The 17,337-nt window shown below is 52.3% G+C and carries 14 protein-coding genes and 1 pseudogene; 4 read left to right on the top strand and 11 right to left on the bottom strand.

Annotated elements, in window-relative coordinates; all coding sequences use genetic code 11:
- Window positions 1-5: 5 nt before the first annotated feature.
- The 9 genes from BMX45_RS09055 to uvrA form a co-directional block, all read right to left on the bottom strand.
- A complete protein-coding gene (locus BMX45_RS09055; protein ID WP_090909378.1) occupies window positions 6-650 on the bottom strand; it encodes a TetR/AcrR family transcriptional regulator in 645 nt (214 codons plus the stop codon).
- 956 nt (window positions 651-1,606) lie between these two features.
- Window positions 1,607-1,873 (bottom strand): hypothetical protein, encoded by a 267-nt coding sequence (locus tag BMX45_RS30980; RefSeq protein WP_139212442.1) that lies wholly within the window; start codon window positions 1,871-1,873, stop codon window positions 1,607-1,609.
- Between the two features lie 270 nt (window positions 1,874-2,143).
- Complete coding sequence (locus BMX45_RS09050) at window positions 2,144-2,713, bottom strand: helix-turn-helix domain-containing protein (protein ID WP_090909377.1); 570 nt, start codon at window positions 2,711-2,713, stop codon at window positions 2,144-2,146.
- A gap of 33 nt (window positions 2,714-2,746) precedes the next feature.
- Entirely contained in the window at window positions 2,747-3,715 is a 969-nt protein-coding gene (locus BMX45_RS09045; RefSeq protein ID WP_090909376.1) for an NAD-dependent epimerase/dehydratase family protein, read from the bottom strand.
- 17 nt (window positions 3,716-3,732) lie between these two features.
- Window positions 3,733-4,923, bottom strand: a complete 1,191-nt coding sequence (locus tag BMX45_RS09040; RefSeq protein WP_090909375.1) for a glycine C-acetyltransferase — start codon at window positions 4,921-4,923, stop codon at window positions 3,733-3,735.
- 277 nt (window positions 4,924-5,200) lie between these two features.
- Window positions 5,201-6,103, bottom strand: coding sequence for a LysR family transcriptional regulator (locus BMX45_RS09035; protein ID WP_009593611.1), 903 nt, complete (start codon window positions 6,101-6,103; stop codon window positions 5,201-5,203).
- Window positions 6,104-6,440: 337 nt separating this feature from the next.
- A complete protein-coding gene (locus BMX45_RS09030; protein WP_090909374.1) occupies window positions 6,441-6,830 on the bottom strand; it encodes a tautomerase family protein in 390 nt (129 codons plus the stop codon).
- Between the two features lie 98 nt (window positions 6,831-6,928).
- Window positions 6,929-8,692 (bottom strand): ABC transporter ATP-binding protein, encoded by a 1,764-nt coding sequence (locus BMX45_RS09025; protein WP_090909373.1) that lies wholly within the window; start codon window positions 8,690-8,692, stop codon window positions 6,929-6,931.
- A gap of 29 nt (window positions 8,693-8,721) precedes the next feature.
- The gene (uvrA, locus tag BMX45_RS09020) at window positions 8,722-11,223 is read right to left on the bottom strand and encodes an excinuclease ABC subunit UvrA (RefSeq protein ID WP_090909372.1); all 2,502 of its coding nucleotides are present in this window, start codon (window positions 11,221-11,223) and stop codon (window positions 8,722-8,724) included.
- A gap of 497 nt (window positions 11,224-11,720) precedes the next feature.
- On the opposite strand from uvrA, the gene BMX45_RS09015 reads away from it, so the two are divergent.
- A complete protein-coding gene (locus BMX45_RS09015; RefSeq protein WP_090909371.1) occupies window positions 11,721-12,422 on the top strand; it encodes a MerR family transcriptional regulator in 702 nt (233 codons plus the stop codon).
- Window positions 12,423-12,509: 87 nt separating this feature from the next.
- Here BMX45_RS09015 and BMX45_RS09010 read toward each other — a convergent pair whose 3' ends face one another.
- Window positions 12,510-13,415, bottom strand: coding sequence for a DUF4097 family beta strand repeat-containing protein (locus BMX45_RS09010; protein ID WP_254778001.1), 906 nt, complete (start codon window positions 13,413-13,415; stop codon window positions 12,510-12,512).
- Between the two features lie 281 nt (window positions 13,416-13,696).
- Complete coding sequence (locus tag BMX45_RS09005) at window positions 13,697-14,617, bottom strand: NADP-dependent oxidoreductase (protein WP_090909548.1); 921 nt, start codon at window positions 14,615-14,617, stop codon at window positions 13,697-13,699.
- Window positions 14,618-14,749: 132 nt separating this feature from the next.
- On the opposite strand from BMX45_RS09005, the pseudogene BMX45_RS09000 reads away from it, so the two are divergent.
- The 3 genes and pseudogenes from BMX45_RS09000 (at window position 14,750) to BMX45_RS08990 (ending at window position 17,255) form a co-directional block, all read left to right on the top strand.
- Window positions 14,750-15,627: pseudogene (locus BMX45_RS09000) on the top strand (LysR family transcriptional regulator).
- A 310-nt stretch (window positions 15,628-15,937) separates the two neighbouring features.
- Window positions 15,938-16,546, top strand: a complete 609-nt coding sequence (locus BMX45_RS08995) for a TetR/AcrR family transcriptional regulator (RefSeq protein WP_090909369.1) — start codon at window positions 15,938-15,940, stop codon at window positions 16,544-16,546.
- Window positions 16,547-16,700: 154 nt separating this feature from the next.
- Entirely contained in the window at window positions 16,701-17,255 is a 555-nt protein-coding gene (locus tag BMX45_RS08990) for an HXXEE domain-containing protein (RefSeq protein ID WP_090909368.1), read from the top strand.
- The last annotated feature ends 82 nt before the right edge of the window (window positions 17,256-17,337 follow it).

Genomic DNA, 17,337 nt, shown 5'->3' with positions numbered 1-17,337 from the left:
CTTGCTCACTCCCCTTCCTTGATTTCTAGCAGACCTAGGTGCGTTTCGTAGAAGCAGCCGATTTCCGTGGAATTGTACAACTGAGCCGTCAGAAACGCCCCGTAAAAAACGGTGAAACAAATCTGTACGGCTTGCTCCAAGGTTAAGGCTTTATTCAGCCTGCCGGCTTGAGCTTCCTCCTTCATGAACCGCTCGAATAAAGCATGCATGTTGGGCGATTCGCTTCCCGCTTCCTCGTGCCCGGGGAAGAGAAGCGTTACTTCCGCCCGGCTCAGCTCCGGCATGCAGGGCTGCATGTTCTGCTCAGCGAGAAAAGAGATCAAACTCGGCATCATGCCCGGCCTTACTTGATGCTCCTTAGCGACCTCGGACAGCAGATGGCGGAATGCCTGAAACCCTTTTTTCCCTTCCTGGTCGATCTCGATCATCCGCTCGGTCAGCCAAACCCGCATAAAATAAATCAGCAGATCCTCTTTGCGTTGATAAAACTTGAAAAAAGTGACCTTGGATATTTCGGCGCTCCTGCAGATGTCCTCCAGCATGACCTGGCTGAACATCCGATCCTTCATCAAGGATAATCCCGCTTCGTACAGCGCGACTTTGTTCTTGGCTTTTTTTAATTCCCTTAATGGGATATCCGGATGTTGCAAGGGAACACACCACCTTTGGTTAACTCTTGTAAATAAATTAACATAGGTTAATTTATTTTGTCAAAGTAAAGTGCACCGTAAGTACACCGTGTCCACGGTGCGTGGTCCCGGCTAGCTTGGTTGAACGTCGATCATAGTGTGTTTATTGAGATTGGATACATGGAGCAATGACTTGGAAAGGAAAGCGCAGAAATGCCCCTCTTTTTCTGGATAGAGACATGGGGGAAAATGCGGTAACTGGTAACGGTGCTTTGTGATTTTGCGAGATAAGGTACGCAGAGAATAGCTGGGAACATGAACGAGGATGACCCATACTGCCGGGAGTTTGCTTTTCAGGAGGGTACAACAAAAAGGCAAGCTTCAGGTAACATTCCTGGTCTCGCCTCTGTTCATAATAGATATGCAAAAAAACGGTGATGCACTATCAGACAAGTCGATAACTAACTGCTTGAAGGAGCATAGGCGGCAAAGGAAACTAGCGTTTATCCGTCCACACTTGGTTTGGGTGATTCTGCCGAGATTGAAGCTGCGGCGACGGGGGACAAGAACACCCGCCGAACGCCTACGCCGTAGCTAACGGATATCAGATACGTTTTCTCCCAGATAAGAGGCCAATGTATCGTAACGGACAGCAGATCCGTTATTTCCCAGAAAAGAGGTCCATTAAACGTGCTAACGGACACCAGATCCGTTATTTACTCCGCAAACGGTTAAAATAACGCCATTTTCTGATAATAACGGATTCCCTGTCCGTTAATTTCGCTCAAACCTCTATTTTCTACGAAATAAGGTCCCCTGTGTCCGCTAAACACCGCGTGTACACTGGGCAGATTACCGAGGCATGGCAGGACGCATAATAACCGTTGTTCCGCAAGGCCAGGCTTTAGCCGCCACAAGACCGAGCATCATTGCCAGGCTTTGACCAGCGCCACACCCCAAGCGGCATTGCAGGACTTTTACCGCACCACACCCCAAGCGGCTTTGCCAGGCTTTCGCCGCACTACTCCAAGCGGCATTGCCAAGCTTTCGCCGCACCGCACGCCCAAGCGGTTTTGCCGGAATTTAACCGCACCACACACCCAAGCGGCTTTGCCAGGCTTTCCCCGCACTACACGCCAAGCGGCATTGTCAGGCTTTCCCCGCACCACACGCCAAGCGGCATTGTCAGGCTTTCCCCGCACTACACGCCCAAGCGGTTTTGCCAGGCTTTGACCGCGCCACAAGACCGAGCATCATTGCCAGGCTTTGACCAGCGCCACACCCCAAGCGGCATTGATCCGCTTTCGCCGCGCCACACGCCCAAGCCGCATTGCCGGTCGCTGACCGCGCCACGCTGGCAAGCACCCTTAAGGTATTGCGCCATCGCACTGCCGGATACACCTATACCAGCATCCCCGTCACATCGCCATATTAACTCAACTCACAACACGTTTAACTCGTAAACTAGCGCTTAGGGTACCACTACCACTGACCTGCCGATACAAAGGTAGTATTCATCCCCTGGCTGCGGCATCCGCATAGAATATAATCGTGTAAAATTTCGTTGTTTCGTTGCCAGGGTTGACGTACCGATGGGGCCGGTTAGCCGAGAAATGGACGGAGCTTCCGGCAGGCACGGTATAGCTTTCATCTTCGCGCCAAAGCTCAAGCTCCCCCTGATGCACAAAAATATACTCCTCCACGCCGTCATTATGAGCTTCGGACCCGTGGTCGCAGCCCGGGTCCATGATGACCATATAAGACTCGAATTTGGTACGCAGGTTGTAGGAGAACAAGGGGTGCACCCGGTACGCGCCTTCTGCCTCGTGAAAAGGCTCCACGTCATCCGGAGAGACCACGGTCACTTCGGTTTCCGCCTCCTCGATGAGCGTGGTGAATGAAATGCCGAGGCCGCTGACAATGCGCCACAATACCGAGATCGTCGGGTTGGAATCCCCACGCTCGATCTGTCCCAGCATGGCTTTGCTGACACCGGTCAACTCGGCTACGTTATCGAGGCTGAGGCCCCGTGATTTACGAATGGCTTGTAGATTTCTCCCTACCTTTTTATGAATGGGTTCCAAGTGTAACCATATCCTCCTTTTGAAACTAAGCCGTTAACTGATCTTGCTCTGATCAGCCCGCCGCTTCTCCATAAGCTTTGAGACCATATCATCGGTCATATGGTTCAAATCATATTGTACATCAAATCCCCATTCTTCGCGTGCCGCAGTTGCGTCAATCGAGTCCGGCCATTCGCTTGCAATCGCTTGACGGACCGGATCCACGTCATAGTCGAGGCTGAAATCCGGAATATGCCGGCGGATGCTGGCCGCAATTCCCTCAGGATCGACGCTCATCGCCGTAACATTGAAAGCATTGCGATGCTTCAGTTTAGCCGGATCCGCTTCCATCAAAGCAATGATGGCGGAGATTGCATCCGGCATGTACATCATATCAAGGTAGGTCCCTTTATCAATAAAAGAAGTGTAGCTTCCGCTGCGGATCGCGGCCACATACATCTCAACCGCATAATCCGTCGTTCCCCCGCCCGGAGGCGCGGAATGGGAGATCAGTCCCGGAAAGCGCAATCCCCGGGTATCCACTCCGTATTTATGGTAATAGTAGTCGCACAACAGCTCCCCGGAGACCTTGCTGACTCCATACATGGTTAGCGGACGCTGCAGCGTGTCTTGCGGGGTTGCGTTCTTGGGGGTGTCCGCCCCGAATGCCGCGATGGAGCTCGGCGTAAAGAACTGGCAGGACAAGGCCCGCGCCGTCTCCAGCGCACTTAACAGACCGCCCATGTTCAGGTTCCAGGCCAGTGCCGGATTGGATTCTGCCTTGGCCGACAACAGAGCCGCTAGATGAATGATCGTATCTGCCCGAAACTCTTTAGCCGCTTCGTGGAATGCATGGTGATCGGTTACGTCCAGTGTTTTGAACGGTCCCGATAGGACCGTTTCATGATGGATTTGACGAATGTCCGTTGCAAGAACGGCTTCTTCGCCGTAATTCTGGCGCAATTTCGCCACCAGGTCTGAGCCAATCTGACCGAGTGCACCGGTTACCATAATTCGTTTCATAAGCTCGTGCCCCCTTATTAGATCAGACCCAGCTCGCGTCCGATGGTTTCATATGCGGTAAGTGCGCGATCCAGCATCTCCTTCGTATGCATGGCGGTTGGCATATTCCGGACTCTTCCCGTGCCTTTGGGCACCGTCGGGAATACGATCGATTTGGCATACACGCCTTCCTCGTACAGTCTCGTGCTGAATGCCTGGGTCGTTGCTTCATCTCCGATGATGCAAGGCGTAATCGGAGTTTCCGTGCGGCCGACGGAATAACCGAGGCGCTTAAGGCCTTCCTGCAGATAACGGGTGTTCTCCCACAGCTTCGTTTGCAGGTCTTTGCTGTTCTGCAGGATGTCGACAGCGGTAATGCAAGCGGCTACGGTACCTGGGGGCAGCGCAGTCGAGAACAAGAACGGCCGGCTGCGAACCTTGAGCCAATCCACCAGGTCGCGCGAACCGGCAACATAACCGCCGACAACGCCAACCGCCTTGGACAGGGTTCCGATCTGGATATCCACCCGATCCGACAGCCCGAAATGCTTCACGGTGCCTGCACCGCCGCCAAGCACGCCCGATCCATGCGCGTCATCCACGTAAGTGATCAGATCATAGGTCTCGGCGATCTCCACGATTTCGGGGAGTTTTGCAATGTCGCCATCCATCGAGAACACGCCATCGGTTATCACCATGATCTTGCCGTATAATCCGGACTCTCTCGCTTCTTTCGCTTTCAAACGCAAATCATCCATATCCGAATGGTTAAACCGAATGACTTTGGCTTTGGTCAGGCGGCAGCCGTCAATAATGGAGGCATGGTTTAATTCATCTGACAGGATGGCATCCCCCGCTCCCATCACGGCCGAAATCGCCGCCATATTGCAGTTAAATCCGGATTGATACGTAAGTACCGCTTCCGTTCCCTTGAACTGCGCAAGCTTCTCCTCAAGCTCAACATGCAGCATAAGCGTTCCGTTAATGGAGCGAACGGCGCCGCTTCCGGTTCCGAAATCGGTCGTAGCCCGGATGGCTGCTTCTTTCAGTCGCTCATCATTTGCCAGTCCGAGATAGTTGTTGGAAGATAAATTCACGAATTCACGACCCTGAATGGTAATGAGCGGACCGTTCGGACTTTCAAGAGGCTGGATGGTATTATAGAGCCCTTGCTGCTTGAGTTCCGTTAGATTATCCTGTAAGAAAGCGCTTAACGATTGACTGGACATATGAAATTCCTCCCGTGGATCCGAAGTATCGTAACGTACATATCCTTTACCATTTCATTGTATGCAAAAAGCCACACGTATGCAATATCTTGTACATAAATATGTTATATTAGATTTTCTAGCAAAAAAATCCCCTCAGCATTCATAGCAGGCTGCTTGCCAGCCTGCCTATATGAACACTAAAGGGCGAGTAAGAAAGGTATACCATAATGCTGCTGTTTATAGTAACTCTAATAAACTATAGCCAGCTATAATCTATTGATGCTATTTCAAATAATTAGGTGGCAATCGCTTCATGCAGCGCCTCGACATAAGCTGCGGCAAGCTTGGACAGGGTCGCGTTTTTATGGCTGATCCATCCGACGTTGATCGTCTCATCGCAGGCGAGCGGAACTGGAATAATCTCGTTCCCGTTCAGGTCGGCGCTCAACACCCCGGTCGAAATGGTATAACCGTTCAGACCGATCAGCAGATTGAACAGGGTTGCACGGTCATTGACCCGGATGCTTTTTTTGTGAGACAGCGTGCTGAGGATTTCCTCCGAGAAGTGGAACGAATTGTACTCCCCCTGCTCGAAGGATAAATACGGATAATTCTGAAGCTCGTCAATGGTCACGATGGACTGCTTGGCCAGCGGATTCTTGATGCTGATAAAAATATGCGGCCTCGCCGTAAACAAGCTGGTAAACTGAAGCCCTGCATCCTTCAGCAGCTTGTTGATCACTTTGGCATTGAATTCGTTCAAGTAGAGAATGCCGATCTCGCTGCGCAGGGTTTTGACGTCCTGGATGATTTCGTAGGTCTTCGTCTCTCTTAGCGCCAATTCGTACTCATCCTGCCCGTATTCCTGGACCAGCTTCACGAAGGCATTGACCGCAAAGGCGTAGTGCTGCGTGGATACCGAAAAATGCTGCGGGGAAGGCTTTGCGTTCAGATAACGCCCTTCCAGAAGCTCCGCCTGCTCCACCACCTGCCGCGCATAGCCGAGAAACTCCGCGCCTTCTTTGGACAAGGATATTCCTTTGTTCGTCCGCTCGAATATCGTAATGCGAAGCTCTTCCTCCAGATCCTTGATCGCGTTGGACAGGCTGGGCTGGGAAATAAATAATCGTTTGGCCGCCTCGTTCATGGAACCACGGTTGGCAACTTCGATGGCGTACTTTAATTGTTGTAAGGTCAAGGTGATTCCCCCTTTGTATACTTCACGCACAAGGACATATTTGTCTACCACAAGCAACAAAACAGTCGCGTTTCCAATACGACTAGTGCTATCCCTCATTTTTAGAACATTATAACCCTTTTTCACGATAAGAAGGGATCCTTTACATCAATGTAAAGATCATCTCCAACAGCTCCAACAGTTCTACACATTTGGTCCGTACGCTGAATGCAAAACGAACACAGAATAATAAATAACGTGATGGATACGAATAAATAAAAACAAGCGCCGATCACCAGTCTTTCCGAGCCGGCGGTAATCGAGCGCTTGTTTGCAATTGTAAGGCTAGGCTACGCCTCTAAATATTCACCTTATACCCTAAAGCCAGTTCATCACCGGGAAGCCCACGGATTCCCCAGTTGTGCTGCGGCGTTTCGAAAATCGTAATCTCCACATCCTGGGAAGAGATATGCAGCGTATGCTGAATCCGTTCAAACAGCAATCGAATCAGCTGTTTCTTAGCCTCCACCGTCCGGCCTTCAAATAGGCTGATCTCGATCACCGTGTAACGATCCGTTCTCCCGTCAGGGAAGCGGAAATCCTCACGGCTCATGGGGAAGAAACGATGAAATTTCTTATCCGCCGGAAGTTCAAATGCGTCTACCACGCACGAATGTATCACTTCCGACAGCTGCTCCTTCACCGGGTTCAGCTGCTCCCGGACGCCGTAAATTTTGATCTGCGCCATGCTCTGCTCATCTCCTCTAAACTCATCTCAACTATAAGGATATGTCACCTTGAAGTTATATTCGTTTCAGGCAGTAAATAATCCTTCCTGCCCCGTCCCTATTCCCCGGTCTGGAACTGCTTCTTCGCCCACTCGACATAGGACGGATGGCTTCGGATCAATTCTTCATGCGTGCCGCTTCCCGTAATATGACCCTTCTCAAGCACAATAATCTGGTCCGCCTCGACGACGGTCGATAACCGATGGGCAATGACCACGGTCGTTCGTTCCACCATCAGATTGTTCAGCGCCTTCTGCACTTCGTGCTCGGAGTCGCTGTCTAGGCTTGCCGTCGCTTCATCCAGAAGCAGGATGTCCGGCTTCCGCAGCAAAGCCCTTGCAATCGCGACCCGTTGGCGCTGACCTCCGGATAACTGGATGCCCCGCTCGCCAACCTCCGTGTCGTACCCTCTCGGCAGAGCTTCGATAAACCCTTCCGCGTAGGCCAGCCTCGCTGCTTCGGCAATCTCCTCGTCGGAGACCGGCTCCTCCCGTCCATAAACGATATTGTCCCGAATCGTTCCGGTCATGAGCGGGCTGTCCTGGGACACATATCCGAGCTTTCGCCGCCAGGACCCCAGCGTATAATCGCGGATGGCTTCCGAGCCGAAGCAAATCTCCCCGCCGGATGGCGCATAGAACCGCTCAATCAAGGAGAATACCGTGGTTTTGCCGCTGCCGCTGGGCCCGACCAGAGCAGTGACCTTCTTGGCTGGAATGGAAAAAGACACATTGGACAGAATCGTTTCTCCTTCATGATAAGCAAACGTGACCTCTTTGAATTCAACGTTCCGATGGCCTTCCGGTGCCGGCCGTACCGCACGATGATCGCTCTCCGGTTCGAATTCAAGGATAAGCCGCAATCTCTCGGTTGCCGCCATCACCTTCTGGAGCTGGGAGTAAAACGTGGCGAACTGGCTGAAAGGAAACATGATTTGGAAGAGCAGCAGGATAAACGATACCAACTCGCCGGCGCTGAGCGCACCGGAAGAAACGCGAACGCCGCCGTATCCGATGATGACCACCAGCAGAACGACCATGACCATCGACATCAACGGAATCAGGACCGAGTTGATCTTGGCTTCCTTCATGCCGAAACGGTACAGGCTGTCCATATCCTCATACCCGCTTTTCTCCTCCCTCCGCTCTGCATTGGAGGCTTTCACCAGCCTGATCTCGCCGATCACTTGGGTCAGCATGGCGGACAGCTGGGCCAACTGTCCATACATGCTGATGGAGATTTTGTACATTTTTCCGCCGATGGGCATCAAAATGCCGAACCCGACCGGAACGGCAATCAGGATGATGAGGGTCATCCGCCAATCCAGGTAAAACAGGATCGCAACAGCCCCCAGAACGGTCAACAGATTCGAGCAAAAAGCGATCAGATGATCCGTGATCAGGGTCTTTACTTCATTCGTATCGTTGGTCACACGGCTCATCGTCTCGGCCGAGCGATGCTTGTCGAAGAAAGGAACCGGCAAGGCCAACACCTTCGTCCAAAGCCTCTTCCGAATTTTGTTCACCGTCTGGTTCCCGACATAGGCAAGCATATAATACGAAAGTCCGCTGGCCACGGCTTCCAGCAGGAACAGGACGGCCAGAAAGCCGACCATGCGAATATTAAACGCATCTGCGGCGAAATTATCGATAAGCTGGCCGGTGATGAGCGGGACGATAAGTCCCGTCACCGCCCCGACCAAACTTAATACGATCGCCAGAAAGAGCACCAGCTTCGGAATGCCCGAAGAACGCAGCAGCCTGATAAAATATCGAACCGTGGTTTTTGTTACCTTGCCTTTCTCATCTACGGTTTGCTCCATTCAAACTTCCTCCCTTCTCGTTCAACGCGTCACATATAGATTTCTTTGATAAAGCGGCCGGTAAACGAGGCTTCCACTGCAGCCACTTCTTCGGGTGTTCCTGTCGCCACCAGCGATCCGCCGGCTGCTCCCCCGCCAGGCCCGATATCGATGATCCAATCGGAATTCCAGATCAGGTCCAGATTGTGCTCAACCAAAATCACGGTGTTCCCCGCATCCACCAAACGATTTAACAGGACGAGAAGCTGCCGGACATCTCCCGGGTGAAGCCCGGTCGAGGGTTCGTCCAGCAAATAAAGCGTGTGGTTTTTCGTTTTTTTACTCAGTTCCTTTGCCAATTTGATCCGCTGTCCCTCGCCGCCCGACAGGGTGCTCACCGATTGTCCCCACTTCAAATATCCAAGTCCGACATCGCAGAGCAGCCGGGTCAATTCCATGATCTTTGGCTTCACTGCCAACAAGGCAAGACTTTCCTCAATCGTCATATCCAACATATCGGAGATGGTGTAGCCGTTAAAAGTCACGCGGAGAACCTCTTCTTTGAAGCGCTTGCCCTTGCAGTCCGGGCAGCGTACTTCCAGCTCCGGAAGAAAGTGCATATGCACGGACACGAGGCCAAGGCCTTGGCATGTCTCACAGCGCCCGCCTTGCGTATTAAAGGAGAAGTGCTTGGCCGTCAATTGATTCTGTTTAGCTTCCGGCAAGCTGGCGTACCAGTTTCTGATATGAGTGTAAACATCCGTATAGGTAGCGATGTTAGAGCGCTGCATTCGGGATACCGGCGATTGGTCAACCTTGATCAGCTGTCCCACCGATTCCCAGCCCGTGATGGCTTTGCAGCCGGTTGGAGTTGATTGATCGCTTCCGGTTTCCGCCAGAAGATCAAATAAAAGCGTGGATTTACCAGATCCCGATACGCCTGTCACCGATATGAGACAGCCTAGCGGGAAAGAGGTCGTAATATGTTTCAGATTTCTCAGATGTGCATCCTCGATCGTCAGCAGGTTGCCGTTTCCGGTCCTGCGCCGAATCGGAGCCGCCAGCATCGTGGAATCCCGGAAATACGATCCGGTCACGGACTCGGGATTCCCTATCAATTCCTCCAGCGTTCCTTGACCGACAACCGTGCCGCCCATCGTTCCCGCACCCGGTCCGATATCAATGATATGATCGGCGGCCCGCATCACTTCTTCGTCATGCTCGATGACAAGCACCGTGTTGCCGAGATCCCTCAGTTGCTTCAGAACCTGGATAAGTCCCCTGGTATCTTTGGGATGCAGACCCGTCGTCGGTTCGTCCAAAATGTACAGCACGCCCGTGAGGCCGGAGCCCAGAATCGATGCGAGCCGAAGCCTCTGGGCTTCCCCGCCCGACATCGTAACGACCTGCCTCTCCAAGGACATGTAACCAAGTCCGACATCCATGATGCGCTTTAGTCTCACGACGGAATCATAAATGAGCGGTTCCACGATCGATAATTGGTCCGCCGTCAGCTTCTTCAGCAGCGCCTCCATCCAATTTAGCGCTTCCCCGATCGACCATGCGTTAACTTCGTTAATGGAGACGCCGTCAACCCGGACGCGGCGGCTATCCTCCCTCAGCTTCGTTCCGTGGCAATCCGGACAGACATGCTCATGAAACAGGGACGCTTCCCCGGTCTCGCTCCCCTTCTCCCGGTATCTTCTCCATATTCCGGTGACTACGCCCTCGTACTTGCCTTGTCCTACGGACTTCGGCGGCTTCGCGTCAGGAAAGTGCCTGCTGAACGCCTCGCTCTCCACGCCGTAATACAGGAGATCGCGCTGAACGTCCCCATAATCCCGAAGCGGCATAAACTCATCGAACACAAACCCGTAATACTTGGCTGCTGCTTTCAGAATGCTGATGTTATAATCGGTGAGAGCGCTGTACCATATTGCCACCCCGCCGTCTCTTAGGCTTAAGTCAAGCTGGAACACGGCATCCATGTTCAGGCTGACCGTTTGACCGAGTCCGCTGCACGTTTCGCATGCGCCTTCCGGCTTGTTAAAGGAAAAATGCGACATCGTCAATTTGTCGAGACCATGACCGCATCGCCTACAATGAACCGTCTCGTGGGAATCGCTGATCTCTTCCTCGTCAGAGGGACCGTGATAGGCTTCTCCGTCCACGCTCGGTATCACCCTGTCGCCGCAGGAAGGACAGCTTCGTTCCCCAAGCTTGGCAAACAGTATCCGGAGCAGCGTGTAGATATCCGTCACCGTTCCGATGGTGGATCTCGGGTTCCTGTTCGTTATGTGCTGACCCACGCTGATCGACGGGGAGAGCCCTTCAATCGAGTCCACCTTCGGCTTGCTCACCGAGTCCGATACCATGCCCATGGATTCCATGTACTGCCGCTGACATTCCCGCTGCAGCGTATCCATGGCCAGCGTGGACTTGCCCGAGCCGGACGGACCTGTCATGACGACCAGTTTGTATTTTGGAATCTCAAGCGAAACATTTTTCAGATTGTTCTCCCTGGCACCGCGAATCTTAATCGTTCCTTCCATTTCCTAACCTCCTTTAATTTTACAAACCCATCTTACAACATTGATGCAAGTACAAAATTTCATACCTGCAAAGGTTGCTCCGTCACTGTTTTCAACGGCGAAAGCCGTCACGGAGCTTTAAGGTTTATGTACAATGTTTGAAGTCCTGTTGGTTGTCTGTGCACCGCAATTGACTTTAAATATCTACGCATCGTGTGTTCGGAGGAGAGGCACTCATGCCGAAAAAAAATCGCAAGTATTCAAGGAGGCGTTTATCCAATGGAACATAAAATCCAGTTTCATCCGGCTCAAATCAACAGTTTTGCATTGTGAATCCCATGGACCGGATATCGTTCAATACATCCGGGCATTTTTGGAACGGCAATGATACTGGCATGATTCAAACCCAAGCTGAGAAGCTATATTTTTCTATCTGTCTTTTCATGGAAACGCACTTCATGATACAATCCCCCAATAAGTAAGGATTCAGGCAGATCCGGATGAAGTAGGGGGACATCATGGGCATCCGACCGATTGATATCGCCAAGAAACTCGGGATTACCACAAGTGCACTCAAGCACTATGAAAAATGGGGAATTGTTCCTCCTGCCGAGCGTGCGCCAAACGGCTACCGGTTATATACCGAGGAGCATGCCGCTTATTTCGAGTGCATCCGCGCCATGTTTCCCGGTTTCGGCGTAGACGTGACGAAGCAAGTCATGAAGAAGCTGCAGGAAAGGGAGCTGGATGATGCGCTCTGGATCGTAAACGAGGTGCAAGCCCGCCTCCAGCAGGATAAAATCCTTGCGGAGCGGACCATCCGCATTCTGGAAACGGAGCAGCTTGACGCAGTCGATGCCCGAGGCCGCAAGAAAGAGTTGACCATCGGGGAGGTTGCGGCCGAGATCGGCGTTCCCCCCTCGGCCATCCGCCATTGGGAGAAGGAAGGCGTTCTTATCCTGCCTCGGGATCAGGATAACGGCTACCGGAAATTCGATGGTGCCCGAATCCGGCAGATTATGATCATTCGGATTCTCCGCTCAGCCAATTACCCGCTTGAAGTCATCAAGGACGTCCTGCACGAGCTCGAGCATCATCAGGTTCATAACGCCAGACGGGTGCTCAAGGATACGCTGGTGTACCTCAATCACCTCAATCATAACCAAATACTCGGCGTGCACTACTTATATCAGTTGTGCCAAGTATTGAAGTTAATGTAATCCGCTATCCATTTGCACATTGGTTTTTGCTGTAACAAAACAAACAAACCCGGAGCCCCTCCGGGTTTGTTTGTGCGTATGCGCCGCTTATGGATTAACCTTGATGGAGCCGACCGAGGTCGTCAGGGATATTTTCGCTCCACCGCCGTTGACGTCGCTCTGCCCCCGGCTTGCTCCAGTAATCTGTCCCAGCTCGGTTTCGGTATCCAGCGTATATTTCATGGACGGCGCGAACGCAGCGGTGATGCTGCCTGCCGATGTGTTGGCCGTCAGCGAGCCGTCCGGGTCGATCTGCCCAATATCCAGCTTGATACTGCCTGCTTCGGATACGATCCTGGAACTGCCCGTGATTTCCGTTTGGTTGAGCTGAATTTCCCCGGCTCCCAGCTGCAGCTCGAAAGCCCCCTTCAACTCGTTCACCCTTACCTTCCCGACATCATTCTTGATGCGGATATTCTGCAGGGCTTCCGGTATCTCGATCACATAATCGATCATGAATCCGGAATCGCCGAACTGCTTCTGCGACCAGTCCCACAGGTTAATGCCGGAGTCGTCTCTAGGATGCGTCCTTAATTCCAGCATGCCATCCTGGAGCGTCAAGGAGGTAGCGGCCTGCTCCGTCACCTGGGTGCGAATGTTATCGTTCTTGAAAAAACTTTCGTTGAACCATACGGTTGTTTTCACGTTGACCTCGCTACCGGGTACCGCGATAAGCTCGATATTGCCTACGGCATGGTCGATGACCAGTCCCTCGGCTATGCCGGCTTCCTGAGCCGTCGTCCATTCGAACTCCTTCCCTTCCCGTTTTACTTGATCGCTGATGGCTATCGCCGATTCGCCGGCTAGGTTCCCGATTTGCGCTAATTTATCAAGCTCGCGGTTTACCGCTTCATCGGCTTTTTGGGCAGCATCGCATCCGACCAGCACGGCAAATATCAACAGCGACGAAATTTTCACGGCCATCATACCCTGTTTTCTCTTCAAATCCTCCACGTCCATTCTTGTTTATGTATATGTCCATTATATCGTAGAGGAATAAGTTCACACGCTGCCGCGGACCAGTTTCTTCCTGGACCTTAGTCTGGGACGCCCCCTCCGTCTTTTGTATGACGCTGCACGTACGGATCATTCCTCCAATCGCTGTTGCCCTAAATTTCAATCAAGGATTTGTAACGGTAGAAATTCGGGGACAAAACTAAAAAAAGAAAAGGGAGTTCCCGCAGTATAAGATCTACTCTTGGAACAACCCTTTTCTCAAAAATCATGCGCGGTTCTCATGGCTGGTCTATCCGCAGCACGACCTTTCCCCGAACATGACCGGATTCCACGGCACGATGCGCTTCCGCCGCTTCGCTCAGCGAGAACGTCTGCGACACATGGATTTTCAGCTTCCCTTGTTCATACATTTGAACCAGTTCCGCTAATCGATGCTTCGAGCGCTGGCTGCGGATCGGGAGCACCCCCAATTCTTCTACCAGATCGAAGGCCACGATCGTTCCGATTCGCCTCCGGTCGCCGACAAGCGCCACCGAGGCCCGCAACGCTTCTTCGCCGGCGGCATCAAGCGCGGCGGTCACTCCCTCGGGGGCACAAGCCTTGACCCGGTCTACAAGGCCTGATCCATAAACAACGGGAACGGCGCCCAGCGCACGAAGATAATCATGGTTTCGCTCGCTTGCGGTCCCGATGACCCGCGCTCCCCAGGCTCGTGCGATCTGGACGGCAAAGGAGCCGACTCCCCCCGCTGCCGCATGAATCAAAACCGTATCCTTATGGCCAACCCCTAGCATCCCAAGTGCCGTATGGGCGGTTTGCCCCGATGCGGTCAAGGCACCCGCTTCCTCCCATGGCATCGAATCGGGTTTCCGTACAACTTGGTCTGCGCTGACCACGACATATTCAGCGTAGCAGGCGAGTAATGACCAGCCAATGACGTCATCCCCAACATCAAAGTCCGTCACTCCCTCTCCTACCTGATCAACCGTTCCGGCGAATTCGTTGCCGAGAATTTGCGGCATCCGCAATGTCACCGCGGGCGGTGCCCAGCCGCTTCCCCTAATTCCGCAGTCGGCCGGCTGCACGCCTGCCGCCTTGATGTTAACCCTGATCTGGCCGTTGCCGGCCTGAGGATCTTCGAAGTCCATAACGCGTAAAACTTCCGGCGGTCCAATCGTACTGAACGCAGCGGCTCTCATATCGATCATCCTTTCAAACATTCCTTGATCTTGTTTCTGAGACCATTCTATAATCATCGATAGATAATAAAAAATACAAAATAATCTATGTATATATATACTGGAGTATATAAGCAGGGACGGTGAACCGTAATGGAAATGTTGCAGCTGAAGTATTTTGTTACCGTAGCAAGGCTTGAACATATGACCAAAGCCGCAGAGGAGCTCCATATTGCTCAGCCGGCGCTCAGCAAAACCATCTCCAGACTCGAAGAGAATCTCGGGGTTCCGTTATTCGAACGCCAAGGCCGGCAAATCCGCCTCAATCCGTACGGCAGAGCATTTTTGGCGAAAGCCACCGCTGCCCTGCAGCTGCTGGAAGAGGGCCGGCGGGAAGTGGAAGATCTTGCGGGGCTGGAGCATGGGCGCATTCATTTGGCCTTGTCCAACATGGAGCAGCTCCGCGAGCCTTTACGCTTGTTTCTGCGCGAACATCCGAAGGTCAACTTTCATATTATCCAGTCCTCGATGGAGGATATGGTTCAGACGATTGAACATAATGAAGTGGACTTCTTTCTGACTTCCATGCCCGTCCGGCATCCGGATATACGCAGCTTGCCATTCACGTGGAAGAGGTGTTCTTGGCAGTCCCCCCCACCCACCGCTTAGCCAGAAACAATCGCATCCGCTTAAGCGAGGCTGCCGGAGAATCCTTTGTGGGTTATAAAGAGGGCCATCCGTATCAGAAGATGAATAACGAGTTTTGCAAACAAGCCGGTTTTCAACCGAAGGTCGTCTGCGAGGTGGAAGACCCCGGGACCATCGCCGATCTGGTCCGTTCGGGATTTGGCGTGGCTTTAATCGGGGAATGCAGAAGCAGCGAGGAACTAAAGCTGAAGAAGCTCAGCATTCAAGAACCTCTCGCACGCCGGGTATTCCAAATCGCATGGCTGGAATCCAGATACTTGTCCAAGGCCGCGATTGCCTTCCGTGATTACCTCGTCGAATATTACGCGGATCACGGTAATTGAGACATCACCACGTCGTAAACGACGTGGTTTTTTATGATATCGCAATTTCAAACCCTGCAGCGCCGTTTCACTCTCTGGCTATTCCATTTGGGCACGTTGTCTGTCCGTGCACCTTGGTAGAACATGACCACAATGAACAGTCCCTGCGGTGATACTTCGAGGGTTGACAATATTTGGGGAGTGATTATACTTTTGAGTAAACACTCAGTATTCTGAATTCATCACTCATGACTATTTAGCATCCATGGAAACCGGAAGCTCCACAAGGAAGTTTTGCCTATTTCATTCCAAAGGAGAAAAACATCTGCCTATGCCTACAACAACCCGTCGGAATGCCAAGAAGGAACGGATATTGAACGCCGCTCTGAAGCTGTTCTCCCGGCAGGGATTCCATGCAACGACAACCAAAGAGATTGCGGCCGAAAGCGGTGTGGCCGAAGGGCTGATCTTCTACCACTTTGGAGATAAACGGAAGCTGCTGCTCTTTCTTGTGAACAATTTTTCCTTTGCTGCGCAGCTTCAAGAGGATGCAGGTGAATTGTCGAAGCTTCCTGCGGACGAGGCCCTGTTTCAATACGGCATCGCATATCTCCAGTTCCTCAGGACGAACATGGATTATCTGATGCTCATCTGGTCACCTGAACTCATAAGGGATGCCGAGGTATCAAAAGAGGTTTCGCGGCTGATCGGTGGTTTTGGGACAGCTGGCAGCAGCATGCTCAAACAGGCGGCGGGATCCAATCATCAACCGGAACACACGGTTCAGGTTGCCATGCTGATGATGACCTCCTCCATCCTGGTCTATTGCATGCTCCATTCCCGTTTCGGAGAGGAAGCACTCCCGCTCGGGGACGAATCCTATATTCGCGAGCTCGTCCGGCTGCTGCTGCATGGGATGGGCGAAGAATCCGGATCATGACGTTTTCTACGTGAAGAACGATGTATACAAAAAGCTGATGGCCGTATAGAACATGCTGCATCGGCTTCTTTTATCCGCACAATTTGTGTGTTTACTCAGTTTCTTTTCTTTAGGCATCGCTAATATGGTTAGATTGAAGGGAGAGATGAGGATCATGCTGTCATTCATGCCGGATTGGAGTTTTCTCATGATGTTGTGGCTGCTGCCGGTTGTATTTTTCATTCACGACGGAGAAGAGATTGCCACGATGGAATGGTGGCTCAGGAAGAACAAGAACAGCCCCTGGATCACGAAATTTTCGCCCGTCTCCATTCCGTGGGATAAGAACATCACCCTGCAATTCTCCTTTGCTGTACTGCTGATCGGGTTCATCCTCACGTGCGTAACGTTTCTAACGGCGCGTGCCTTCGATATCGGCAGCCCGTTCAACGCCCTGTTCGCGGGGTTCGTTACGGTGTTCCTGCTGGACGGCGTGAAACATGTGGGGGCCTCAATCGCGCTGAAGGCATACACCCCTGGCGTCATTACAGCTGCGGTCCTTGAAATTCCATACGGCATTTATGCGCTCAACCGCCTGCTGTCCACTGGAATCGTGGATGTCACGGCATTCGTGATGGGAACCCTGGTCTCCCTGCCTCTCATTCTGTTTCTGGTCTGGTTTGGTTTAACGCTTGGGAAACGGATCGCGCCGCACCGCATAAATACGTAGGCTCCAATAATGAGCATTGCAGAAAAAAACAGCGACTGCCCAACATTTCAAGCCGCAGCTTGCAGAACTATACAAGAAACGT

The organism is Paenibacillus sp. cl141a (assembly GCF_900109305.1).
GTDB classification, from domain to species: Bacteria; Bacillota; Bacilli; order Paenibacillales; family Paenibacillaceae; genus Paenibacillus_AQ; species Paenibacillus_AQ lautus_A.
Note: the sequence above shows the minus strand (reverse complement) of the source record. Positions and strands in the feature narration are given on the sequence as shown.